Origin of the sequence: Streptomyces canus, assembly GCF_001514145.1 — a bacterium.
Taxonomy (GTDB): Bacteria; Actinomycetota; Actinomycetes; order Streptomycetales; family Streptomycetaceae; genus Streptomyces; species Streptomyces canus.
This window is the reverse complement of sequence record NZ_KQ948660.1, coordinates 254,238-277,463: the sequence shown is the minus strand read 5'-3', so window position 1 is coordinate 277,463 and position 23,226 is coordinate 254,238. Positions and strand designations below refer to the sequence as shown.

Annotated in this window: 20 protein-coding genes and 1 tRNA gene; 13 read left to right on the top strand and 8 right to left on the bottom strand. The window is 71.0% G+C overall.

Features of this window, described 5'->3' with window-relative positions; genetic code table 11:
* Window positions 1-7 precede the first annotated feature (7 nt).
* The gene (helR, locus tag AQJ46_RS18040; protein ID WP_059206565.1) at window positions 8-2,161 is read left to right on the top strand and encodes an RNA polymerase recycling motor ATPase HelR; all 2,154 of its coding nucleotides are present in this window, start codon (window positions 8-10) and stop codon (window positions 2,159-2,161) included.
* A gap of 29 nt (window positions 2,162-2,190) precedes the next feature.
* Here the strand turns inward: helR and AQJ46_RS18035 are convergent, their stop codons facing one another.
* Window positions 2,191-2,553 carry a DoxX family protein gene (locus tag AQJ46_RS18035; RefSeq protein WP_059206564.1) on the bottom strand — a complete coding sequence of 121 codons (363 nt, stop codon included), beginning with the start codon at window positions 2,551-2,553 and terminating at the stop codon, window positions 2,191-2,193.
* Between the two features lie 106 nt (window positions 2,554-2,659).
* Here AQJ46_RS18035 and AQJ46_RS18030 point away from each other — a divergent pair, with 106 nt between their 5' ends.
* Both AQJ46_RS18030 and AQJ46_RS18025 read left to right on the top strand, forming a co-directional pair.
* Complete coding sequence (locus tag AQJ46_RS18030; RefSeq protein ID WP_057608448.1) at window positions 2,660-3,037, top strand: winged helix-turn-helix transcriptional regulator; 378 nt, start codon at window positions 2,660-2,662, stop codon at window positions 3,035-3,037.
* A gap of 46 nt (window positions 3,038-3,083) precedes the next feature.
* On the top strand, window positions 3,084-3,443 hold the full coding sequence (locus AQJ46_RS18025; protein WP_059206563.1) for a hypothetical protein: 360 nt from the start codon (window positions 3,084-3,086) through the stop codon (window positions 3,441-3,443).
* An 80-nt stretch (window positions 3,444-3,523) separates the two neighbouring features.
* Here the strand turns inward: AQJ46_RS18025 and AQJ46_RS18020 are convergent, their stop codons facing one another.
* Both AQJ46_RS18020 and AQJ46_RS18015 read right to left on the bottom strand, forming a co-directional pair.
* Entirely contained in the window at window positions 3,524-5,140 is a 1,617-nt protein-coding gene (locus tag AQJ46_RS18020) for an MFS transporter (protein ID WP_059206562.1), read from the bottom strand.
* 164 nt (window positions 5,141-5,304) lie between these two features.
* A tRNA-Arg gene (locus AQJ46_RS18015) sits at window positions 5,305-5,377 on the bottom strand.
* Between the two features lie 333 nt (window positions 5,378-5,710).
* Between AQJ46_RS18015 and AQJ46_RS18010 the strand changes: the two genes are divergently transcribed.
* Together AQJ46_RS18010 and AQJ46_RS18005 are read left to right on the top strand one after the other, a co-directional pair.
* Entirely contained in the window at window positions 5,711-6,424 is a 714-nt protein-coding gene (locus AQJ46_RS18010) for an SDR family NAD(P)-dependent oxidoreductase (RefSeq protein ID WP_059206561.1), read from the top strand.
* A gap of 64 nt (window positions 6,425-6,488) precedes the next feature.
* Window positions 6,489-7,184 (top strand): TetR/AcrR family transcriptional regulator, encoded by a 696-nt coding sequence (locus AQJ46_RS18005; protein WP_059206560.1) that lies wholly within the window; start codon window positions 6,489-6,491, stop codon window positions 7,182-7,184.
* A gap of 11 nt (window positions 7,185-7,195) precedes the next feature.
* Here AQJ46_RS18005 and AQJ46_RS18000 read toward each other — a convergent pair whose 3' ends face one another.
* Window positions 7,196-8,821 (bottom strand): IclR family transcriptional regulator domain-containing protein, encoded by a 1,626-nt coding sequence (locus AQJ46_RS18000; protein ID WP_059206559.1) that lies wholly within the window; start codon window positions 8,819-8,821, stop codon window positions 7,196-7,198.
* 97 nt (window positions 8,822-8,918) lie between these two features.
* The gene (locus tag AQJ46_RS17995) at window positions 8,919-10,196 is read right to left on the bottom strand and encodes a M6 family metalloprotease domain-containing protein (protein WP_059206558.1); all 1,278 of its coding nucleotides are present in this window, start codon (window positions 10,194-10,196) and stop codon (window positions 8,919-8,921) included.
* Window positions 10,197-10,449: 253 nt separating this feature from the next.
* Between AQJ46_RS17995 and AQJ46_RS17990 the strand changes: the two genes are divergently transcribed.
* Window positions 10,450-11,094, top strand: coding sequence for a TetR/AcrR family transcriptional regulator (locus AQJ46_RS17990; protein WP_059206557.1), 645 nt, complete (start codon window positions 10,450-10,452; stop codon window positions 11,092-11,094).
* 132 nt (window positions 11,095-11,226) lie between these two features.
* A complete protein-coding gene (locus AQJ46_RS17985; protein WP_059206556.1) occupies window positions 11,227-12,768 on the top strand; it encodes an MFS transporter in 1,542 nt (513 codons plus the stop codon).
* 106 nt (window positions 12,769-12,874) lie between these two features.
* Here the strand turns inward: AQJ46_RS17985 and AQJ46_RS17980 are convergent, their stop codons facing one another.
* Window positions 12,875-13,384 (bottom strand): MarR family winged helix-turn-helix transcriptional regulator, encoded by a 510-nt coding sequence (locus AQJ46_RS17980; RefSeq protein WP_059206555.1) that lies wholly within the window; start codon window positions 13,382-13,384, stop codon window positions 12,875-12,877.
* A gap of 117 nt (window positions 13,385-13,501) precedes the next feature.
* Here AQJ46_RS17980 and AQJ46_RS17975 point away from each other — a divergent pair, with 117 nt between their 5' ends.
* Window positions 13,502-14,293 (top strand): dioxygenase family protein, encoded by a 792-nt coding sequence (locus tag AQJ46_RS17975; RefSeq protein ID WP_059206554.1) that lies wholly within the window; start codon window positions 13,502-13,504, stop codon window positions 14,291-14,293.
* 7 nt (window positions 14,294-14,300) lie between these two features.
* Here the strand turns inward: AQJ46_RS17975 and AQJ46_RS17970 are convergent, their stop codons facing one another.
* Entirely contained in the window at window positions 14,301-14,840 is a 540-nt protein-coding gene (locus AQJ46_RS17970; protein ID WP_059206851.1) for a GNAT family N-acetyltransferase, read from the bottom strand.
* 193 nt (window positions 14,841-15,033) lie between these two features.
* Here AQJ46_RS17970 and AQJ46_RS17965 point away from each other — a divergent pair, with 193 nt between their 5' ends.
* On the top strand, window positions 15,034-16,032 hold the full coding sequence (locus AQJ46_RS17965; RefSeq protein WP_059206553.1) for a sigma-70 family RNA polymerase sigma factor: 999 nt from the start codon (window positions 15,034-15,036) through the stop codon (window positions 16,030-16,032).
* Between the two features lie 506 nt (window positions 16,033-16,538).
* On the opposite strand, the gene AQJ46_RS17960 is transcribed toward AQJ46_RS17965, so the two are convergent.
* Window positions 16,539-17,513 carry a helix-turn-helix transcriptional regulator gene (locus AQJ46_RS17960; protein ID WP_059206552.1) on the bottom strand — a complete coding sequence of 325 codons (975 nt, stop codon included), beginning with the start codon at window positions 17,511-17,513 and terminating at the stop codon, window positions 16,539-16,541.
* 62 nt (window positions 17,514-17,575) lie between these two features.
* On the opposite strand from AQJ46_RS17960, the gene AQJ46_RS17955 reads away from it, so the two are divergent.
* From AQJ46_RS17955 to AQJ46_RS17940, 4 genes are all read left to right on the top strand, one after another.
* Window positions 17,576-19,108 (top strand): MFS transporter, encoded by a 1,533-nt coding sequence (locus AQJ46_RS17955; protein WP_059206551.1) that lies wholly within the window; start codon window positions 17,576-17,578, stop codon window positions 19,106-19,108.
* A gap of 194 nt (window positions 19,109-19,302) precedes the next feature.
* Window positions 19,303-20,064 (top strand): DeoR/GlpR family DNA-binding transcription regulator, encoded by a 762-nt coding sequence (locus AQJ46_RS17950; protein ID WP_059206550.1) that lies wholly within the window; start codon window positions 19,303-19,305, stop codon window positions 20,062-20,064.
* Window positions 20,061-21,008, top strand: a complete 948-nt coding sequence (pfkB, locus tag AQJ46_RS17945; RefSeq protein ID WP_059206549.1) for a 1-phosphofructokinase — start codon at window positions 20,061-20,063, stop codon at window positions 21,006-21,008. Before AQJ46_RS17950 ends, pfkB begins: the two co-directional genes overlap by 4 nt.
* A gap of 127 nt (window positions 21,009-21,135) precedes the next feature.
* Window positions 21,136-23,211 carry a PTS fructose transporter subunit IIABC gene (locus tag AQJ46_RS17940; protein ID WP_059206548.1) on the top strand — a complete coding sequence of 692 codons (2,076 nt, stop codon included), beginning with the start codon at window positions 21,136-21,138 and terminating at the stop codon, window positions 23,209-23,211.
* Window positions 23,212-23,226: the final 15 nt, after the last annotated feature.

The following is a 23,226-nucleotide window of genomic DNA, read 5'->3' as shown; positions in this document are numbered from 1 at the left end:
TGCTGACTTGAATTCCCTGCCCACCAGCGTGTTCGCCCTACCCGACCGCCTCGCCGCCAAGGCCGACCCGACGCTGACCGCCGCCGACGAGCGGCACTTCTCGGCCATCGCGGAGTGCCTGGAGCAGACGATCGCCGAACTGTCCGCCACCCTCGACGCCACCCTCAAGGCACCCGGCGGCATCGGACAGGAGGCGATGGACCGGGACACGGAGATCCACCGGCTCAGCGCCCGGCTGCGCACCCTGCGCCGCTTCGGCCTGGACCTGTGCCTCGGGCACATGGTCGCCGCCGACGACCCCGAGCCGGTGTACGTCGGACGGCTCGGCCTCACCGACAGCACCGGCCGCAGGCTGCTCGTCGACTGGCGGTCCCCCGCGGCCGAGCCGTTCTTCGGGGCCACCCACGCCAACCCGATGGGGCTGGCCAGCCGCCGCAGGTACCGCTGGACCGGCGGCCGGATCGGCGACTACTGGGACGAGGTGTTCGCCCCGGACGGATTCGCCGGGCACCACGCCTCCCTCGACGACCAGTCCGCCTTCATCGCCAGCCTGGGCAGCGACCGCTCGGAACGGATGCGGGACGTCCTCGGCACCATCCAGGCCGACCAGGACGCCATCATCCGCGCGGGATCCCGCGGCGCGCTCGTCGTCGACGGCGGCCCCGGCACCGGCAAGACCGTGGTCGCCCTGCACCGCTCCGCCTACCTCCTGCACGCCGACCCGCGCCTCGGCCACCGCCGCGGCGGCGTGCTGTTCGTCGGCCCGCACCGGCCCTATCTGGCCTACGTCTCCGACGTCCTGCCCAGCCTCGGCGAGGAGGGCGTACAGACCTGCGTCCTGCGGGATCTCGTGGCCGAGGGAGCCACGGCAGGCGTCGAGACCGACCCGGAGGTGGCCCGCCTGAAGTCCTCCGCGGACCTGGTGAAGGCGATCGAGAAGGCCGTCAGGTTCTACGAGGAGCCACCGACCGAGGGCATGACCGTCACGACCCACTGGTCCGACATCCCGCTGACCGCCACCGACTGGGCCGAGGCCTTCGACGCGGCGGAAGGCGCCCCGCACAACGACGCCCGCGACCAGGTCTGGAACGAACTGCTCACGATCCTGGTGGACCGGCACGAGGGCGACGCCCCGGAGAACCTGCTCCGCAAGTCCCTGCGCCAGAACAGAGAGCTGCTCACGGCCTTCCACCGCGCGTGGCCGCTGCTGGAGGCGGCCGACCTGGTCTCGGACCTGTGGACGGTCCCCGCCTATCTGCGGATGTGCGCCCCCTGGCTCGACCGCGACGACGTGCACAGGCTCCAGCGCGCGGACGGCCAGGCCTGGACGGTGTCCGACCTGCCGCTCCTCGACGCGGCCCGGCAACGGCTCGGCGACCCGCAGGCCTCGCTCCGCAAGCGCCGCAACGAGGCCACCCTCGCCGCCCAACGCGAGCACATGGCCACGGTCGTGGACAACCTCAGCGCGGTCGCCGACGACGAGTACGGCATGGGCCTGGTGACGATGCTCCGGGGCGAGGACTTCCACCACGCCCTGGTGGACGAGAACGCCCTGCACACCGCCGACCCGGACCTGCTCGCCGGCCCCTTCGCGCACGTCGTCGTCGACGAGGCGCAGGAACTGACCGACGCGGAGTGGCAGATGCTGCTGCTGCGCTGCCCGTCCCGGAGCTTCACCATCGTCGGGGACCGCGCCCAGGCGAGGCACGGCTTCACCGAGTCGTGGCAGGAACGGCTCGAACGGATCGGCCTGGACCGCGTCACCCTGTCGTCCCTGAGCATCAACTACCGCACCCCGGAAGAGATCATGAAGGAGGCCGAGCCGGTGATCCGCGCCGTCCTTCCCGACGCCAACGTCCCGACCTCCATCCGCAGCACCGGCACCCCCGTCACCCACGGCTCGACCGCCGACCTGACCCCGACCCTGGACACCTGGCTCGCCGCCCACCCCGACGGCATCGCCTGCGTCATCGGCGACCCCGGCTTCCGGGCGACGCCCCGGGTCCGCTCCCTTCCTCCAGAACTCTCGAAGGGCCTCGAGTTCGACCTGGTGGTCCTCGTCGACCCGCAGAACTTCGGCGAGGGCATCGAGGGAGCGGTGGACCGCTATGTGGCGATGACCCGGGCGACGCAACAACTCGTCGTACTCACGAGTCCCTGACGGCCGGCTCCGACAGCCGTGCCCGTGCCTCAGAACGCGGTGGCCAGCCACGCGGCGACGGCGGCGAGGAGGATCAGCACGAGGTTCAGGCCGGTGTCCTTCGCCTCCCCGCGCGACAGGTGCAGCCCGGCCGCGAGTATCTGAAGCACCACGAAGCCGACCGCGGCCAGGATCGCCACCACCGGTGCGATCCCGGTCGCCGGCGGCAGGATCAGCCCGGCCGCGCCGAGCACCTCCACCGCGCCGACAGCCCGGACGGCGGGCATCGGCACGGTGTCGACCCACCCCATCATCGGCGCGAGCCGCTCCTGACTCTGGACGATCTTCTTCCCGCCGGCGTAGAGGTAGAAGACACCCAGCAGCCCGGCGATGATCCAGTACGCGACGGTCATGGCGTCACCCTCCAATGGTTACCCCTTGTAAGAAGGGCCATGGTGGGTCACCGTCGAAGGGCTTACAAAAGGCACACGCGTGTGTGCGGCCGTCACCAGGAGCGCGATGTCGGAGTACGAGAAGACCTGCCTGATCCGCGGCGACGGCGGCCGCGCCATCCGAGGCGTCCTCGACCGCATCGGCGACAAGTGGACGCTCCTGGTGGTCGCGACCCTCCACGGAGAGCGCATGCGCTTCACCGAACTGCTCCACCGCATCCCCGGCATCTCCCAGCGGATGCTCACCCTGACCCTGCGCCATCTGGAACGCGACGGCCTGGTGGGGCGCACGGCCTACGCCGAGGTACCACCCCGGGTCGAGTACGAACTCACCTCCGTGGGCCGCACCCTGATCGAACCGGCCGTGACCCTCGCCGAGTGGGCCATCGAGCACAACCCCGACATCGAACGCAGCCACCAGGCCTACGACACCCGCGGCGGGTGACCTCTCCCGGTCGCGTCGGCGGGGACGGTGCATAGAATCCGGTCCCATGCCGAACCCTGACGAGCTGATCGTTGACATCGCCGCCCTTGTGGAGTCCGGGCGGAGCAGTCACATGTCCCTGACCGTGGTCACCGGTGGTGCCGTCATCACCGGTCGACTGGCTCCCGAAGCCATGTGGAGGCAGCGGGTGTCGGAGGTGCTGACGGACTCCTCCGACCTGGGCGAGTTCTCCGCCGTCTTCGCCACCCCGGTGAAGAAGGACGGGCCGCCCACGCATCTGCACTTCCACGTCGCCCGGATCCTTCAGGGCACGGTGGGGATCCCGGAGACGGGCGGGATGTACCGCGTCGCGATCGAGGACGTCAGCGCCTGGACCGTGGGCGACTTCAGCTACTCCGACCACTGAAACGCGGAACGGCCCCGGACGAGGAGTCCGGGACCGTTCCACGTGAGCCTGGTGGTGCGGGGGGCCTGGCCATCCCGCGGCTATGGGCCCGTCGAACGGGGCTGCGTCTTCGGGATCCGTGAGGTGAAGAACATCGCGAGGAGGGCGCTGAACGCGAGGATGGCGAGCGCGGCGCGCAGGCCGTCGACCCTGGCGTCGGCATTCGCGTCGAGTGCCGCTTGGGTCACCTCGGTGCTCGTGCCCGCTTCGTCGAGGGCGGACTCGAGCTGGGCGTCCGACAAGAACGGTGCACCGCTTTGGAGTTCGACGTTCGCCTGGCTCTTGACCTCGGCCGGGATCGCCGGATTCTGCTCCACGCTGCCGAGGAAGGACGTCGTCAACGCGGCGATCATGATCGACCCGGCGAGTGCCGTACCGATCGAGGCGCCGAGGTTGGTGACGGCGTTCTGTACGCCGCCGACCTCTGCGCTCTGTGCTTCCGGCACCGCGGACACGGTGACCGCCCCGAGCTGGGACGCCAGCGCGCCCATGCCCAGCCCGATCAGCAGGAGGGGAAGGGTGACGATTTCCGCGCCGGCGTCCGCGTCGAGTGCGGCCATCAGGGCCACCGCGCCCGCGAGCAACGCGAGAGTCCCGAGCCGCACCACCCGCCGCGGTGAGACGTCCGGGAAGTAGCGGGGGATCAGGATGGCGGCCGCCAGCAGCGTCACCGAGAGCGGCAGGATGCGGGCGCCGGTCTTGAGCGCGGACAGGCCCAGGGCGACGGACAGATAGAGCGGCACGACGAAGAAGACGCCCATTTGGACGAGGTACTGGAAGAAGAACATCGTCAGTCCGCCGGTGAGCTGCTTGTTGTGCAGCATGGCCGGGTCTACGAGTGGCTCCATGTGCCGCTTCACCATGCGGGCCTCCCAGCGGAGGAAGAGCCAGACCAGGAGCAGACCGGCCAGCATCAGCCAGACCACCAGCGAGACCCCGAGCCACGAGGGCGCGTCGGGCTTCGGCTGGAACCAGCCCCATTCGTCCGAGCGCAGTACGCCGTAGACGAAGATCCCGAGCCCGAGCGCGGACAGCACGGCGCCGACGAGATCGATGCGAGGGCGTTCGCCGATCGGCACGTCAGTGATGCGGCCGGCGAGCACCAGGATGCCGAGCACCATCACGACCTCCCCGGCGAAGACCCACCGCCAGGAGAAGTACGTCGTCGCAACACCCCCGACGAGCGGCCCGACCGCGATTGCCACGGCCCCTGCGGCCGCGACGAGACCGTAGGCGGCAGGACGGCGTTCAGTGGCGAAGTTGCTCGCCACGAGCGCCACGATCGCGGGCAGGATGAGTGCCGCACCGATCCCCTCGAGGAAAGACCAGCCGAGCAGCAGCACCGGCAGGTTCGGCGCGAGCGCCGTGGTGAGGGAGCCGCAGCCGTAGATGACGCAGCCGATCATGAACGCGCGTTTGCGCCCGATCAGCGCCCCTGCTTTGCCGCCGGGGATCATGAACATCGCCATGACGAGGGTGTAGGCCGTGATGGCGCCTTGCACACCCGTCACCGTCGTGCCCACGTCTTCGGCCACCGTCGCGATCGAGACGTTCATGACCGAACTGTCGAGTGCCATGAGGAACTGACCGGCCGCGAGGGCCGACAGGACGATGCGCGCCGTTGCCGAACTCTCACTCGTGCCTGCCCTGGGTGCCATGCGCGCATCGTCCCAGCCGCCTCGAAGGGCGACCCGCGACCCGCCCCTGGGGTCGACCGGTCGGCGGACTGAGGTAGAAGCTCATGCCCGGAGTCGCATGTGTGAGTGCGTACGAGGCCCTCCCGTCCGACGGGCGGAAGGGGCTCTGGTCAGGTGCTTCTCTGTGCCCCCGGCAGGATTCGAACCTGCGACACCGGCTTTAGGAGAGCCGTGCTCTATCCCCTGAGCTACGAAGGCGGGGCTTGTGCGAAACCTTGGGCGGAACTCGGTGTACGGGTCGCGGCCAGGTCCCTCGGTCAAGCCCTGAGTGACCTGGGGCAGACCGCTGAGGCGAAGAGGCGGACAGAGCCCGCATCGCACGCCGCAGCGCCCGCCAGGGCGCTCGATCCACACGATACCGGATCGGCGCTCGGACGGGTGATGGTGCTGCGGCGGGGCGGAGGAGGGTGGTGCGGTCGGTGGGGTGCCGTACAGCCGAGTGGGCAGAACATCCCGCCGGCGGCGAAGCCCTGGTACTGAACGGCCTACGGCAGAGCAATGACTGTCCGGGCAACGGGTAGTACCTCTGACATGGCACTGATCCTGGTGACGGGCGCAGCCGCCGGGCTGGGGCGCGACACGGCGAACGCGTTGGCCGACGACGGGCACGACGTGGTCGTCCACGTCCGCAACCCGGCCCGGCTCGCCGACGGGGAGGACACCGGCCGGTGGAAGGGCGTCGTCACGGGTGACCTCGCCGATCTCGACGAGATCCGCGACGTCGCCCGGCAGGCCGGCGCGTTCGGCCGCTTCGACACCGTCATCCACAACGCCGGCACCATGAACACCCGTGACGCGGGCACGGTCAACACGGTCGCGCCCTACCTGCTGACGGCCCTGATGGCCAAGCCGGCCAGGCTCGTCCACCTCAGCAGCTCCATGCACCGCAGCGGCTCCACCGATCTACGAGGGCTGGCCGCCGGTTCCGCGTCCTACAGCGACAGCAAGCTGTGGGTCACCACCCTCGCGCTCGCTTTCGCGTCCCGGTGGGAGGGCACCACGAGCCACGCGGTCGACCCCGGGTGGGTGCCCACGCGGATGGGCGGCGCCGGCGCACCGGACGATCTGACCGAAGGGCACCGGACCCAGGTGTGGCTCGCCACGCACGACGACGTGACCCCGCGCACCGGCGGCTACTGGCACCACCGCCGGACGCAGACACCGCACCCGGCGGCGCGGGACGAGGAGTTCCAGGCCCGCCTCATCCGGTTCCTGGAGAGCCACACAGGCGTTCCGCTCGACTGACGCGAGTGGGGAGCGGCGTAACGCCCAAAATGGATAGGTTAATCCGATTGCTAAAGTGGCCGGTATGACCCCTGGCGCCCAGCACTCCGAAGGCCCCGCCGCTCAGCCGCTGCGCAGTGACGCCGAGCGCAACCGGGAGCGGATCATCGCCGCCGCCCGCACGGTCTTCGCGCGTGACGGGCTGAACGCGTCCATGGCTTCGGTGGCCCGCGAGGCGGGCGTGGGAATCGCGACCATGTTCCGCCGCTTCCCCACGAAGGAGGAGCTGGTCGACGCCGTCTTCTCCGACCGCATGAGTGCCTACGTCGACGTGGTCACCGTCGCCCTGGAGGACCCCGACCCCTGGAACGGCTTCGTCGGGTACATCGAGACCGCCTGCGCGATGCAGGCCGCCGACAACGGCTTCGCCGACGTCCTGACCATGACCTTCCCCACCGCCAAGGTCCTGGAGGAGCGCCGCAACCGTGCGTACGAGGCCATGCTGGTCCTCATCGACCGCGCCAAGGCCACCGGCCGCCTGCGCGAGGACTTCGACCCCTCGGACCTGGTGCTGATCCACATGGCCAACGCCGGCGTCGTCAACGCCACCGGCGACGCCGCCCCGGACGCCTGGCGACGCGTCGTCGCCCTGATCATCCAGTCCCTCGAGGCCCCGGCGCGCGGCCCCCTGCCCGCCTCACCCGGGCACGAACCCCTCTACAAGGCCATGCTCCGCGCCGGGCAGGGCACCTCCGCACCGCCCTCGGGCAAGAGCAGCTGACCTCGGGGGCGTCAGAGCAGGGGGACCCGGGTGAAGCGGCTCGCCGCGTGGAGTTCGGTCTCCAGGCGGCTCGCCGTGAGACGCAGCTCCGGGAGGATGTCCGCCACGCATTCCTCGGCCGTGCGGCCCGCCGCGTGCAGGGCGACGTTCACGGCGGCGACCACCCGGCCCGTACGGTCGCGGACGGGGACTGCGAGGGTGCGAAGCCCGTTCTCCCAGTCTTCGTCCAGCAGGGCGTATCCCTGGATGCGGACGCCGTCGAAGTCGGCGGAGCCCTCCGTGTCGGCCAGCAGGACCCGGCCCAGGGAGGTCGCCGAGGCCGGCAGACGGGTGCCGGTCCTGATGTCCACGCCCATGATCCGGGGGGACACGGCCGTCGCCGTGTACTGGATCTCCGCCCCCTCGCCCGATCCCGGCTGCACCAGGACCGCCAGGGCCGTCGACTCCCTCACCCGTGCCGCGAGGTCGGCCAGGTGCGGGGCCGCGATGCGCGGGAGGGTCGCACGGGACAGGGGTGGGAAGCCCAGGGACAGGACCCGGGGGGTGAGGCCGAAGGTGCGGGACTCCGGCTGCTGGCGGACCAGGCCCAGGTGTTCGTAGGTGATCAGGGCCCGGCGGGCCGTCGCCCTGGCCAGGCCGGTCGCCCGTGCCACGTCCGTCAGCGTCAGCGCGGCCCTGCCCTCGCCGAACGCCGTCAGGACCGTCAGACCGCGCGCCAGGGACTCGATGAACTCCCGGCCCAGTTCGTTCTTGGCCGCACCGATCCACGTGGCCGATCCCGAGGTCGGCGCGCCCGGGTCCGGGTCCGGGGCGGCCGCCAGTTCGCGTTCCATCTCCGCCACCGTCGCCCGCAGCCGCGGCAGCAGGGTCTCGCGCAGGTCCGCCGCGGTGTGGCGGCTGGTGTGGCTCACGACGTTCGCCACGCAGGCGATCCGGGCCGTGCGCGGGTCCCGTACGGGGACGGAGACCGCCACCAGCCCCGGCTCGATCAACTGGTCGTCCAGCGCCCAGCCGTCCCTTCCCGCCTGTGCCGCCTTCGCCTCGAACTCCCCTTCCCCGGCCGGGAGTTCCCGGGGCGGGACGGCGGGAAAGCCCCGGTCCTCCGGGTCCGCCGCCCGGCGCTCGCGCCAGGCCCGCCAGTCGGCTTCGGTCCACTCGGACGCGAACAGGGGCCCCGGCGCGGTGCGTTCGGCGGGGAGCAGGTCCCCGATGCGGAAGCTCAGGGACATCGCGCGGCGGCGGGTGGCCTGGTGGATGAACCGGATGCCGTCGCGGTCGGCGACCGCCAGCGACACCGACTCGTCCAGCTCGTCGGCCAGGGCGTCGGCCCGCCCCGACAGCAGAGCGGGCAGGCGCAGGGCGGCAAGATAGGCGTTGCCGAGTTCCATGAGCCGGGGGGTGATCACCGCGTCCCGGCCGTCCAGGCGGACGTATCCCATGCGGGCCAGCGTGGACGTGACGCGGTCGACCGTGGAACGCGCCAGGCCCGTCGCCCGCTCCAGAGCGCTCGGGCTCAGCGTCCCGCCCGCCTCGGTCAGCTCCCGCAGCACCCCGACCCCCCGGATCAGCGGCGCGACCGCCTCGGCCGGCACGGCGGACTCCGGCACCGGCAGGGATGTGGGCGTGTCAGCGGGCATCGGTTCTCCGGTACGGCGGTCGCGGGACGCCTACGGTAATCCGAACGCCGGTCACGGCACGCGCACGGCCACCCGACTCGGCACCCGCGCCCCGCGCCTACTCCCGCGTGACCCGTACCCGGTAGGCGCCGTCCCCGTCCGCCCCCACCACCCGCACCCGGACCCCCTGGCCCGGATCCCGGAACTCCTCGCCGACCGTGAACGACGCGTCCGAGAGTTCCGCGTGGACGTTGGGGCTCCGCGTGCACCCCCCGCTGTTGCGCCGCGAGTCGTACACCCGCACCGGGCCCCGCCCGGTGTCCACGTCCGCGTCGACCTTGTAGACGAGGACCCCCGGCCGGCACACCGTCTCGTCGTTGCCCTCGCGGGTGCGGAGCTCGACCGCGTAGCCGGTGCGGCTGCCGAGGGGGACGAAGAGGAGTTTGGTGCCGACACCGGCCCGGGCCAGCGGGGTCAGGGTGTACTCCGAAGTCCCGCGCGCCGCCACGCAGTTGACCTGTGCCGCGTCCAGCCAGCCCAGCTTCCACTTGTGCCAGCCGAGGAGGTCGTTGTTGGCGCCCCAGTCCTCGCTCATGATGTCCCAGTGGCCGACCGCGCTTCCGCCCGCCTGGGTGTAGAGGTCGGGCAGGCCGAAGACATGGCCGTTCTCGTGGGGCAGGACCCGGTAACCGGTCTGCGCGTAGGAGCCCGAGCCGTCGTCCTGGCGGGAGTAGACGAAGGAGGCGTTGGCGACCGGGACGCCGTCGGCGACCGGGGCGTCGGGGTTGCCGGCGAAGCTCACCGACAGGACCGTGTCGAGGGCGGAGGGACCGGCGTTCGGGGTCACCAGCACGTTCAGGAAGTCGTAGGACCGGAAGTCCACCTGGGGATCGGCGGCGGTCACGATGTCCTGGACCAGTCGGCGGTAGCCCGGGTCGAAGGGGGCGCCGCGCTCTATGCCGTAGGCCCGGAAGGACTTCGGCATGCGCAGCCAGTCGGTGATCGGGGCCTCGGGACGGTAGTCGAGACGGCCGTAGGAACTGGTGCGGAACCAGTCCTGGGTCTTCGGGAAGAACTCGCGGAACCGGTCGAGCGCGGGCCCGGAGCCGGGGGCGTCGGAGAAGTCGATCATCAGGGTGAGGGCGCGGACGGTGCCGGTGGAGCGGGAGTAGCCGCCGGGCGTGGGCAGGCCCTCGGACATCTGGACCGCCGGACCGCCGCTGATCAGACAGGCGCCGTGGGCGTCGGAGCGGGCCACGGCGATCGGACCGGCGGTCGTGGCACCCGGAGCGAGGCGCTCGGTGCCGGCCGAGGTGCTGACCGCGAGGGTCAACGCGGTCACGAACACGAGGGCGGCGACACGGCGCGGGCGTATGCGACGACTGGTCCACGGCATGCGGGCACCCTTCGGAGCGCGGCAGCCGCTGGTCGGAAGGCTGCACCTTCTCGATCACCCTCTGCCGGGGGAGGGGCCGACGCGCGCTGGAGGAGACCGAACGTGGGTACCACCAGATCTGTGACTCAGGTCACAACATAATTTCTTCTCAACCCGAAATAACCGGGGAGCGTCTCCCCGTTTAGACGTGTGTCCGAGCGAAACGGGGACCGAATCCCCGGATCGCGAAACCAGACCCCGAGGGGAGCGCACCGTGACCGCCACGACGACCGCGCAGCGCAAGGCGCCCCGGCCCCGCGCCGACGCCCTGCGCAACCGCGAGCGGATCGTCACCGCCGCCAGCGAGATGTTCACCGAGTTCGGCCCTGACGTGCCGCTCGACGAGATCGCCCGCCGGGCCGGCGTGGGCAACGCCACGGTGTACCGCAACTTCCCCGACCGCGACGCGCTCGTCCGTGAGGTCGTCTGCTCCGTCCTCGACCGGACGGCGGAGGCGGCCGAGCTCGCGCTCGCGGCAACGGGGGACGCCTTCGGCGCGCTGGAGCGCTTCGTGCACACCGCCGCCGACGAGCGGATCACCGCACTGTGCCCGATGATCCAGGGCGCCTTCGACCAGTACCACCCCGACCTGGTGGCCGCACGCGTACGCATCGAGCAGCTCGTCGAGCAGCTCATGGACCGGGCCAGGGTGGCCGGTCAGCTGCGCGGCGACGTGAGCGTCGGTGACCTGCTGGTCGCCGTGGCCCAGCTGTCCCGGCCCCCGGCCGGCACCGGCTGCCTCACCCTCGACGGGTTCGTGCACCGCACCCTTCAGCTGTTCCTGGACGGACTGCGGGCCCCGGCCCGGTCCCACCTGCCGGGTGCGGCGCTGACCATGGAGGACCTCCGCCAGGCCTGATCCGACGAGCACCGATTAGTTCAGAGCGCGAGAACAGTCAGCAACAACGACTTTCGACCGGCCGTCACCGTAGACGGACCGTCCCCTCAAGACATCTTTTTTCCGTCCCGAAGTACCGGAGTGGGTACCCCCATGTCTGACACAGCCGCAAAGGCCCCCGGCGCACCGGCCACGTCCGGTGACGCCAACCGCTGGAAAGCGCTCGTCTTCATCGCGCTCGCCCAGCTGATGGTCGTCCTCGACGCCACCATCGTGAACATCGCCCTGCCGTCCGCCCAGGCCGACCTGGGCATCTCCGACGGCAACCGTCAGTGGGTCGTCACGGCCTACGCCCTCGCCTTCGGCGGCCTCCTGCTCTTCGGCGGCCGCATAGCCGACCTGTGGGGCCGCAAGAACGCCTTCGTGGTCGGCCTGATCGGCTTCGCGCTGGCCTCCGCACTGGGCGGCGCGGCCACCAGCGGCGCCATGATGTTCGGCGCCCGTGCCCTCCAGGGCGTCTTCGGCGCGCTGCTCGCGCCCGCCGCGCTCTCCCTGCTCGCCGTGATGTTCACGGACGCCAAGGAGCGCGCCAAGGCCTTCGGTATCTACGGCGCGATCGCCGGTGGCGGCGGCGCCGTGGGCTTCATCCTCGGCGGTGTGCTGACCGAGTACATGGACTGGCGCTGGACCTTCTTCGTGAACATCCCGTTCGCGATCGTGGCCGCGCTCGGCGCGTACTTCGTCATCCGTGAGCCCGAGGGCGGCCGCAACCGCAACCCGCTCGACATCCCCGGCGTCCTGCTGTCCACCCTGGGCCTGGTCGCGCTGGTCTACGGCTTCACCCGCGCCGAGTCCGACGGCTGGGGCGACTCCATGACCGTGGGCATGTTCGTCGCCTCCGCAGTCCTGCTGATCGCGTTCGTCGTCACCGAGGCCCGTACCAAGGCCCCGCTGCTGCCGCTGCGCGTCATCACCGACCGCAACCGCGGCGGGATCTACCTCTCGCTCGGTATCGCGATCATCGCGATGTTCGGCACCTTCCTGTTCCTCACCTACTACCTCCAGATCGTGAAGGGCTTCACGCCGATCAAGACCGGCTTCGCCTTCATGCCGATGATCGTCGGCATGATGGTCGGCTCGACCCAGATCGGTGCCCGCCTGATGACCCGCGTCCCGGCGCGGCTGCTGATGGGCCCCGGCTTCCTGGTCGCCGCGGTCGGCATGCTCCTCATGACCCAGCTGGAGATCGGCTCGTCGTACGCCTCGATCATCCTGCCGGCGATGCTGCTGCTCGGCCTCGGCATGGGTACGGCGTTCATGCCCGCCATGTCCCTGGCCACCCTGGGCGTCGAGCCCCGGGACGCCGGTGTCGCCTCCGCGATGGTCAACACCTCGCAGCAGGTCGGCGGCGCGATCGGTACGGCCCTGCTGAACACGATCGCCGCCTCGGCCACGACCTCCTACATCGCCGACCACATCGGCTCCGCGACCTCCCGGTCGCAGCAGCAGCTGGTGACGCTGGAGGGCCAGGTGCACGGCTACACCAACGCGATCTGGTTCGCCGTCGGCATGCTGGTGCTCGCCGCGGTGATCGTCGTGACCCTCGTCAACGCCGGCCGGACGGACACGGCCACCGTGGCCGGGTCCGGAGAGGGCGCCGAGGAGGAGCTGGCGATCCCGGTCGTCGCCCACTGACGGCGACCGGTCGGTCGTACCCCTTCGAGAACCACGTACGTACGGGGAAGGGGACGCCCCGCACGTACGACCCCAGGAACTGCCCTGGTCCCGCTGAGTGAGCGGCTCAGCGGAGCCAGGGCAGATCCGCGCCCGCCTCGTTCGGCTGGAGTCCCTCGGCGACGATCTGCATGATCTCGCCGAGGGACTTCTGCTGTTCCGGGGTGAGCCGGTCGAAGACGGCGTTGCGCACGGCCCGCACATGGCCGGGCGCGGCGCCCTTCAGCATCTCCAGGCCCGGGTCGGTGAGCACCGCGAACTGGCCGCGCTTGTCGTCCGGGCAGTCCTCCCGGCGCACCCAGCCGTTGCGCTCCAGACGGGCGATCGCGTGGGAGAGACGGGACCGGGTGATCTTCGCCCTCATGGCCAGCTCGGTCATCCGCAGCCGCCGGTTCGGGGCGTCGGCCAGCCCCACGAGCAGCCCGTAGTAGATGTGCGGCATGCCGGCGTCCCGCTGGAGCTGGCGGTCGAGGTGATCCTCGAGGAGGGTCGTGGCGTGCACATAGGAACGCCAGATGCGCTGCTCTTCGTCGTCGAGCCACTGGGGCTCCTCGTCGGGGACGGATGCCGTGTTCATGTATCCCACTCTACGAGCTCTCTCCTTGAAGCTTAAACAAATGAGGCGTACAGTCATATCAAGAAGCTTTAAATTTGAAGCATTGCCCGCATCGGAAGTACCGGAGGAGTCCCCGCCATGTCCGCCGACACGCTGGAGCGCATGCCCGCCCTCTATCTGAGTCACGGCGCGCCGCCGCTCGCCGACGACCCGATCTGGCCCGGTGAGCTCGCCGCCTGGTCCGCGGACCTGCCCCGCCCCAAGGCGATCCTCATGGTCTCCGCCCACTGGGAGGAGGCCCCCCTCGCCCTCGGCGCGGTACGGACCGTCCCGCTCGTCTACGACTTCTGGGGCTTCCCCGAGCACTACTACCAGGTGACGTACGGCGCCCCCGGGGCGCCCGAACTCGCCGAGTCCGTACGCAAGTTGCTGCGCGCCCCCGGTATCCCCGTGCAGGACATCCCGGACCGCGGACTGGACCACGGCGCGTATGTCCCGCTGGTCGAGATGTTCCCCGAGGCCGACATCCCCGTCCTGCAGATCTCCATGCCGACCCTCGACCCGGTCAGGCTCATGGAGATCGGCCGCAAGCTCGCCCCGCTGCGCGACGAGGGCGTCCTGATCGTCGGCTCCGGCTTCTTCACCCACAACCTCGCCGCCCTGCGCCACGTCGGCTCCGGGGTGCCCACCTGGTCCTCGGAGTTCGACGACTGGGGCCGGCGGGCGCTGGAGGCGCGGGACGTGGACTCCCTGCTGGACTTCCTCCACAAGGCTCCGGCCGGGCGCTACGCCCATCCGCGCACCGAGCACTTCGCGCCGCTGTTCGTGACGATGGGTGCGGCGGACGTGAGCGGCGAGCTGGACGCGCAGAAGTCCGTCATCGACGGGTTCTGGATGGGGATGGCGAAGCGGTCGGTGCAGTTCGGCTGACGTCCTCTCACGGCGCCTGGAGGGCCTTCTCGTACCAGGCCACGTCCCAGTAGCGGCCGAACTTCCTGCCCACCTCCCGGTAGGTGCCGACGTGCCGGAAACCGAAGCGTTCATGCAGCCGCGTGGACGCTTCGTTGGGCTGGGCGATGCCCGCGTAGGCGCGATGCAGGTCCTCGTCGGCCAGGGCCTCGAAAAGGGCCTTGTAGAGGAGGGTGCCGATACCCCGGCCGCCCGCGTCCGGGGCGAGGTAGACGGTGACCTCCACGGAGGTCGCGTACGCGGGCTTGGCGCGGAAGGGGCTGGATGTGGCGTACCCGAGGATCCGCTGTGAGGTTCCTGTCGGGTCCGTGTCGGTGGCAACCATCAGGCGGTACGGGCCGTCTTCAGGGTGGGAGAGCAGCCAAGGGCGGCGCTCTTCCGGAGTGAAGACGGCGGTATCGAATGTGATGGGCGTCTCACGAACGTAGTGGTTGTAGAGGTCGGTGAGGGCCCCGAGGTCGCTCTCGGCTCCCGGCCTGACCTGCACCTCTGTACGTTCCGACGGCATCATGTCTCCTCGTGTGGCCGGACAGGGTACTGCAAGATCAGAAAATTAGCGGCACGCCTTGGGAATTCTGTCCGGTTTCCAGTCGTTGTTTCCATCGGATGCAGGGCACCCGAGGAGAGTCCGGAAGTAAACCGGAGCCGGGACCCAGCGTCCGAAGGACCACCCGCTGACCCAACATCGCAAGGGAGCACGCATGGCAACCCGTGCCGTCGCCCGTCGTAAGTCCGCCACCGGCGGGTCTACCGACGCGGCACGCAGTGTTCGCGTCCATGGCGGCGAGATCGCCGACCGCGACCTGGTCGGCATGTACCTCGACGAGATCGCGCGTACGCCGCTGCTCGACGCCGCCAAGGAAGTCGAGCTGTCCCAGATCATCGAGGCGGGTGTGTTCGCCCGACAGGTCCTCGACGGGTACGAGGAGGCCAAGGCGAACGCCACCAGCGAGGAGCTGGAGGCCCTGGTGGAGGAGGGTGAGCGCGCCAAGGACGTGTTCATCCGCTCCAACCTCCGCCTGGTCGTGGCCGTGGCCCGCCGCTACCCCCGCAGCGGTCTGCCCCTGCTCGACCTGATCCAGGAGGGCAACGCCGGCCTGGTGCGCGCGGTCGAGAAGTTCGACTACCGCAAGGGCTTCAAGTTCTCGACGTACGCGACCTGGTGGATCCGTCAGGCCATCACCCGCTCCATCGCCGACCAGTCCCGCACCATCCGGCTGCCCGTCCACCTCGTGGAGGAGCTGGGCCGCATCCGCCGAGTGCAGCGCGAGTTCAACCGCGAGCACGGCCGCGACCCGGAGCCCGCGGAGATCGCCGCGGAGCTCGGTTCCAACGCGGAGCGCGTGGTCGACGTCCTGGACTGGGCCCGCGACCCGGTCTCGCTGAACATGTCGGTGGACGACGACGGCGACACCCAGTTCGGTGACCTGCTGGAGGACACCTCAGCGGTCTCACCGGAGCAGTCGGTGCTGACGTTGCTGCGCAGTGAGGAACTGGACGACCTCATCGGCCGCCTCGACCAGCGCACCGCCTCCATCATCAAGATGCGGTACGGCATCGACGACGGGCGCGAGCGCACCCTGACCGAGGTCGGCAAGGAGCACGGCCTCACCCGTGAGCGGATCCGGCAGATCGAGAAGCACGCCCTGCTGGAGCTGAAGAAGCTCGCGCGGTCCACCGGGTTCGACGCTGCGGCGTAGACGGGGTCTGCCCGCGTACGCCGGGTGGCGAAAGACCGCGTAAACATGGCTGTACTAGGCCGCTTCAACCTGGCGGACCCTGGGAACAAGACTTCAGGGTCCAGGTGTTCGGGTCCCGGAGGCCATACCTCCGGAGCCCTCGGACCCTCCTGAACCAAGTCCCGACGCAATCCCCCCCCCTGCGCCGGGACTCTCCCCGAGCCGGACTTCGGCGCCCCTCCCCCCGGGCGCCGGGGTCCGGCTCTTTCCGCACCCCGGCAAACGGAACGGTGGGTCACCCCGTACCTGAACCACGGGGTGACCCACCGGACGGCAGATTCTGTCACATCGGCCTGGAGCGCCGGTTGTGAGCAGGTCCGTCGGGGTGCGCGTGGTGCGGTGGCGAACGGTCCGTCCTGGCAGGCGTGACCGCAGCTCCCCAGGGGCGCGGGGAACTGCGCGACCACCCCCCACCGGCCTGCAGACGCACAAAAGACCCGGCGAGGCACTCCCATAGGGCGCCCGGCTCAGGCCCCGCGCACGCGACCCGCCCGGACCAGCCGTTCCCCCAACTCCCGCACCGCAGAGACCAGTTCCGCAGGTTCCTCCACACGGAAGTCCACCCCCGTCATCGCCAACCGCACCGCCATCCACTCCACCGCGTCCCCCACGGTCGCCCGCAACACGCACCGCCCCTCCCCCAGAGACTCCGGCACCCCCATCCACGCCGGCACCCGAGCTCTCACCACCGCCACATCCGCCTCGAACGTCACGGCGATCTCGTACGTCTCCTGACGGCGGTACATCGACTGCCGCAGATACTCCGCCGCACTCCCCGTCGGCAACTCCCGCGGAGCGAACCGCGCCCCCGTCGCGAAGGGATCGTTCACCCGGTCGACCCGGAAGGTCCGCCAGTCCCCGCGGTCGAGGTCGTAGGCGACGAGGTACCACCGTCGCCCGGTGGAGACCAGACGGTACGGCTCCACGACGCGTCGCGACTCGGCCCCGTCCTTCGCCCGGTAGGCGAACCTCAGCCGCTCGTGCCCGGCCACCGTGGACGCCATCACCGTCAGGGTCTCGGTCGCGATGCTCGCCCCGTCCCCGCTGGTCAGCGGAGTCGTCGCGGCCTGGAAGGTGGACACGCGGTGCCGCAGGCGGGAGGGCAGGACCTGTTCCAGCTTCGCCAGTGCCCGTACGGACGCCTCGTCCATCCCCTCGACCGCGTGCCCCGCCCCCGCCCGCAGCCCGACCGCGATGGCCACCGCCTCCTCGTCGTCGAGGACGAGCGGGGGCATGGCCTTGCCCGCGACGAGCCGGTAGCCGCCGTCGGAGCCCTTCGTCGCCTGGACGGGATAGCCCAGCTCGCGGAGGCGGTCGATGTCCCGTCGGACCGTGCGGCGGGAGACCCCGAGGCGGTCGGCGAGCTCACCGCCGGGCCATTCACGGGGCGTCTGGAGGAGGGAGAGGAGCGATAGGAGCCGTGCCGGGGTGTCCGTCGTCATGAGTTCGAGGATGCCGTAGCACTAGGACACGATCTGACCTAATGGGGTCGTAGCTTCAGGGTATGACCTCCACCGAGACCACCCTTTCGGGCACCCCCGACGCGCTGCCCGCCGCAGGCGACCGGCGTCGCTGGTTCGCCCTCGCCATCGTGATGACCGCGGCTTTCATGGACCTCGTCGACGTCACCATCGTCAACATCGCCATCCCGTCCATCCGGCAGGACGCCGGTGCCTCCGTCAGCCAGATCCAGTGGATCACCGCCGGTTATGCCCTCGCCTTCGCCGCGGGGCTGATCACCGGCGGGCGGCTCGGTGACATCCACGGGCGCAAGCGGCTGTTCCTCGTCGGGATCGGCGGGTTCACGCTCGCGTCGGCGCTGTGCGGCTTCGCCGCGAACCCGGAGATGCTGGTCGCGTCCCGGATCCTCCAGGGCGGCATGGCGGCGATGATGGTGCCGCAGGTCCTGTCGATCGTGCACGCGACCTTTCCGGCGCACGAGCGGGGGAAGGTCTTCGGACTCTTCGGCGCGATCGTGGGTCTCGGGGCCGTCTCCGGTCCACTGCTCGGCGCGCTGCTGACCGAGTGGAACCTCTTCGGACTCGAGTGGCGGCCGATCTTCCTCATCAACCTGCCGGTCGGGATCGCGGGGCTCGTGCTCGGCAGCCGCTTCATCACCGAGTCCAAGGCGCCGCGGGCGCTGAAGCTGGACCTGGTGGGCGTGGGACTCGTGGTGGTGGGGTTGCTGCTGCTGCTCTACCCGCTGACCCGCGGTGAGGAGCTGGACTGGCCGCTGTGGGGGTATGTGTCGATGGCCGGTGCGCCCCTCGTCTTCGCCGCGCTGGTGGCGTACGAGAAGCGGAAGGGCGCGCGGGACGGGTCGCCGCTGGTCGAGCTGTCGCTGTTCAAGGTGAAGAGCTTCGCGGCCGGCATCGCGGTGCAGACCGTGTTCGGGGTCGGGCTCGGCATCTTCTTCCTGGTGTGGACGCTGTACATGCAGACCGGGCTGGGCTGGAGCCCGCTGCGTGCGGGGCTGACGGGGGTGCCGTTCTCGATCGCCGTCTCCACGGCGGCGGGTCTGTCGGTGCAGCAGCTCGTCCCGCGCTTCGGGCGCAAGGTGCTCCAGGCCGGTGCGCTGCTGATGGCGGTGGGTGTGCTGCTCTACCTCTGGGAGGCCGAGCGGTACGGCATGGGGATCAGCTCGTGGCAGATGGCGTTGCCGCTGGTCGTGATGGGTGTCGGCATGGGCCTGATCGTCGCGCCGCTGACGGACGCGGTGCTCTCGGAGGTGCCGCGCGAGCACGCCGGCTCGGCGTCGGGGCTCATCAACACCGTGCAGCAGATGGGCAACGCGCTTGGACTCGGGCTGGTGTCCGTGGTGTTCTTCGGGGTCATCGGCGACGACCTGCGACCCGCGCAGGTGGGCCCGGCCTTCGTGGACGCCTTCCAGCACGCGCTCGGGTGGGTCGCGGCGGTGATGGGCGTGATCTTCCTGTTGATGTTCGCGCTGCCGAAGCGGCCCGCGCAGCACGTGGAGGGGGCGGAGGCAGGGGCGGAGCTTCCGGTGGCGGAGGCGAAGGCGCCCGAGCTCGTGTAGGGGTGGCTCGGCGTGGGGCCCGGTACCTGTGGTCAGGTGCCGGGCCCTTCTGCCGTGCCCCTTCTGTCCCATGCGAACAGGGGTGGACGTCCGTTCATGCCCGGATCGCGCCCGAACCTGTTTACTTTCCAGAAATGTAGGCGTAGCCTCCCTGCGAAACCACACGTTCGGGCATGGATCGGAGGCGAACGGACATGTACGCACCGGAGCGGCAGCAGGAGATCCTCCGGCTCGCTCGGGACGGCGGACGGGTCGACGTCGTCTCACTGGCCGAGGAGTTCCAGGTCACGGCCGAGACGATCCGCCGGGACCTGAAGGCCCTCGACCGTGCGGGGCTGCTGCGGCGGGTGCACGGTGGGGCCATCCCGGCCGGACGCCTCGACTTCGAGCCGGACCTCGCCGAGCGCGAGACGACCGCGGCCGACGAGAAGGACCACATCGCCAAGGCGGCCCTCGCGGAACTGCCGACCGAGGGCACCCTGATCCTCGACGCCGGTACGACCGTCGCCCGCCTGGCCGCCGCCGTCCCGCTGGAGGCCTCGCTCACCGTCGTCACCCACAGCCTGCCGATCGCGGCCCGCCTCGCGGACCACCCCGGCATCCAGCTCCACCTGGTCGGGGGGCGTGTCCGGCACCGTACACGCGCCGCGGTCGACGCCTGGGCGCTGCGGGCGTACGGCGAGATCCGGGCCGACGTCCTCTTCGTGGCGGCCAACGGCTTCTCCGCCGATCACGGCCTCACCACCCCCGACCTCGCCGAGGCCGCGGTCAAGCGCGCGGCGATCGCGGCCGCCCGCCGGGTGGTCCTGCTCGCCGATTCGGCCAAGCACGGTCAGGAGCACTTCGCCCGCTTCGGCGACCTGAGCGATGTGGACCTGCTGATCACCGACAGCGGGCTGAGCCCCGACGACGCCGCCGTGATCGAGCGCGGCGGCACGGAAGTAGTGCGCGCATGATCCTCACCGTCACCCCGAATCCGTCCCTGGACCGTACGTACGAGGTCCCGTCCCTGGAGCGCGGCGAGGTCATCCGCGCCACCGGTGAACGCATGGACCCCGGCGGCAAGGGCGTCAACGTCTCGCGCGCCGTCACGGCCGCCGGGCAGCGCACGGTCGCGGTCCTGCCCCTGGGCGGTGCGCCGGGAGCGCTCGTCGCCGACCTGCTCGACGCGCAGGGCATCGAGGTCGCGCCGGTCCCGGTCTCCGGGGCCACCCGCTCGAACATCGCGCTCGCCGAGTCGGACGGCGTCCTCACGAAGATCAACGCGCCGGGTCCGGAGCTGTCCGCCGCCGAGCAGGAGCTCCTGCTGGACACCGTGCGCGAGCAGTCGCGCGACGCCTCGTGGATCGCGTGCTGCGGAAGCCTGCCCCGGGGCCTCGCGCCCTCGTGGTACGCCGAGGTGGTCGCGCGGGCGCACGCCGGTGGTGCGCGGATCGCGCTGGACACCTCGGGACGCGCGCTCCTGGAGGCGCTGCGCGAACGGCCCGACGTGGTGAAGCCGAACGCCGAGGAACTCGCGGAGGCCGTCGGGCGCCCTCTCGCCACGGTGGGCGACGCCGTGAAGGCGGCCGAGGAACTCCGGGAGATGGGCGCGCGCGCCGTGCTCGCCAGCCTGGGCGCCGACGGGCAGCTGCTCGTGGACGGCTCGGGGGCCTGGTTCGGCAGCGCGCGCGTGGAGGTCGTACGCAGCAATGTCGGCGCCGGCGACTCCTCGCTGGCCGGCTTCCTGATCGCCGGCGGCAGCGGCCCCGAGGCCCTCGCCTCCGCGGTCGCACACGGCGCGGCGGCCGTCCAGCTGCCCGGCAGCGAGATGCCGACGCCGGACGACCTGGACCCGGCCGCGGTGACGGTCACGGCCGAGGTGCCCATGGACCGCGTGCTGACGGAGCCGGTGTCGTGACCCGCCCGATGCCTTCCACCACGGTGGTGTCTCCCACCACCCCCGAGACCCCACACCGCTGCACCCCCGTCCCCCTCCCCACCGCCCACCCCACTCCCCGGGCGATACGCGTGCGAAGGAGCCCGCGATGAGCGACATGATCACCGCGGACCTGGTCGATCTCGACCTGTCCGCCGACACCAAGGAAGCGGCGGCGCGTGCCCTCGCCGAGCGCATGGTCGCCCTGGGCCGGGTGACCGACCTGGAGGGCTTCCTCGCCGACGTGGCCGCCCGCGAGGCACAGATGCCCACCGGCCTCGACGGCGGCATCGGCATCCCGCACTGCCGCAGCGAACACGTCACCGAGCCGACGCTCGCCTTCGGGCGCAGCGCGGCCGGGATCGACTTCGGCGCGCCGGACGGCTCTGCCGACCTGATCTTCCTGATCGCCGCACCGGCCGGCGCGGACGACGCCCACCTGACGATCCTGTCCTCGCTCGCGCGCCAGCTGATGAACGCCGAGTTCACGGACGCGCTGCGGTCGGCGGGGGACGCGGAGAGCGCCGCGGCGCTGATCCGTGGGGACGAGGCACCGGCGGAGGCGGCCACCGAGGCCACCGCGGGTGCCGGTGAAGACTCCGTTGCGGCATCGGCGGCGGCCTCCGCCGATGCCGCAACGGCCAGTACGGCAGCGGCAGCGGAGCCGGCGCAGGACACCCGCCCCTTCCGGATCGTCGCCGTCACGTCCTGCCCGACCGGCATCGCCCACACCTACATGGCGGCCGAGTCGCTGGAGAACGCCGGCCGCGAGGCGGGCGTCGAACTCGTCGTCGAGACGCAGGGCTCGGCCGGCTTCACCCGGCTCGACCCGGCGGTCATCGCGGACGCGGACGGCGTGATCTTCGCGCACGACGTCCCCGTACGCGAGAAGGACCGCTTCGCCGGCAAGCCCACCGTCGACGTCGGCGTGAAGGCGGGCATCAACCGCCCGGCCGAACTCATCACCGAGGTCCGCGGGAAGGCCGAGCGCGGCGAGGTCAGCGCGGCGGGCCGCACCGGCTCCACGCCGGTCGAGCGGGCCGGCGAGTCCGGCGACAACTACGGCACCAAGCTCCGCAAGTGGCTGATGACCGGCGTGAGTTACATGGTCCCGTTCGTCGCCGCGGGCGGTCTGCTGATCGCTCTCGGCTTCGCGATCGGCGGCTGGCAGATCGCGAGCGCGCCCTCGGTCATGAAGCACTTCTCCTGGACCGAGATCGACAGCTGGGGCGCCCTGCTGTTCCAGATCGGCGGGGTCGCCTTCGGCTTCCTCATCCCGGTCCTCGCCGGATACATCGCCTACGGCATGGCGGACCGCCCCGGTCTCGTCCCCGGCTTCGTCGGCGGAATGATCTCCTCGCAGATCGCCGCCGGCTTCCTGGGCGGCCTGGTCGCCGGTCTGCTGGCCGGTGGTGTGGTCCTCGCGATCCAGCGGATCAAGATCCCGCCGGTGCTGCGCGGCATCATGCCGGTGGTGGTGATCCCGCTGATCTCCTCGCTGATCGTCGGCTTCCTGATGTTCGTCGTGGTCGGCAAGCCCATCGCCGAGGCCCAGAAGGGCATGACGGACTGGCTCAACGGCCTCTCCGGCAGCAACGCCATCCTGCTCGGCGTCCTCCTCGGCCTGATGATGTGCTTCGACCTCGGCGGCCCGGTCAACAAGGTCGCGTACGCCTTCGCCACCGCCGGCATCGCCGTCCAGGACCCGAGCGACTCCGCGATGAAGGTCATGGCCGCCGTGATGGCAGCGGGCATGGTCCCGCCGCTGGGCATGGCGCTGGCGACGACCGTCCGCAAGAAGCTCTTCACCGAGACCGAGCGCGAGAACGGCAAGGCGGCCTGGGTCCTGGGCGCCTCCTTCATCTCCGAGGGCGCGATCCCGTTCGCCGCGGCCGACCCGCTGCGCGTCATCCCCGCCTCCATGGCGGGCGGCGCGGTCACCGGCGCCCTGTCGATGGCTTTCGGCGCCACCCTGCGCGCCCCGCACGGCGGCATCTTCGTAGTACCGCTGATCGGCAGCCCGTTCCTCTACCTGATCGCCATCGCGGCGGGCGTGTGCGTCACGACCGGCCTGGTGGTCGTCCTGAAGAGCATGCGTAAGCCGGCCGCTGGGACCGCGGCCACCGCGGCGACGGAGGCCGCCGGCGCCCCGACGGCCGATCAGAAGCAGCCGGTCGCCGCGTGAACCCTGCCCCTTTGG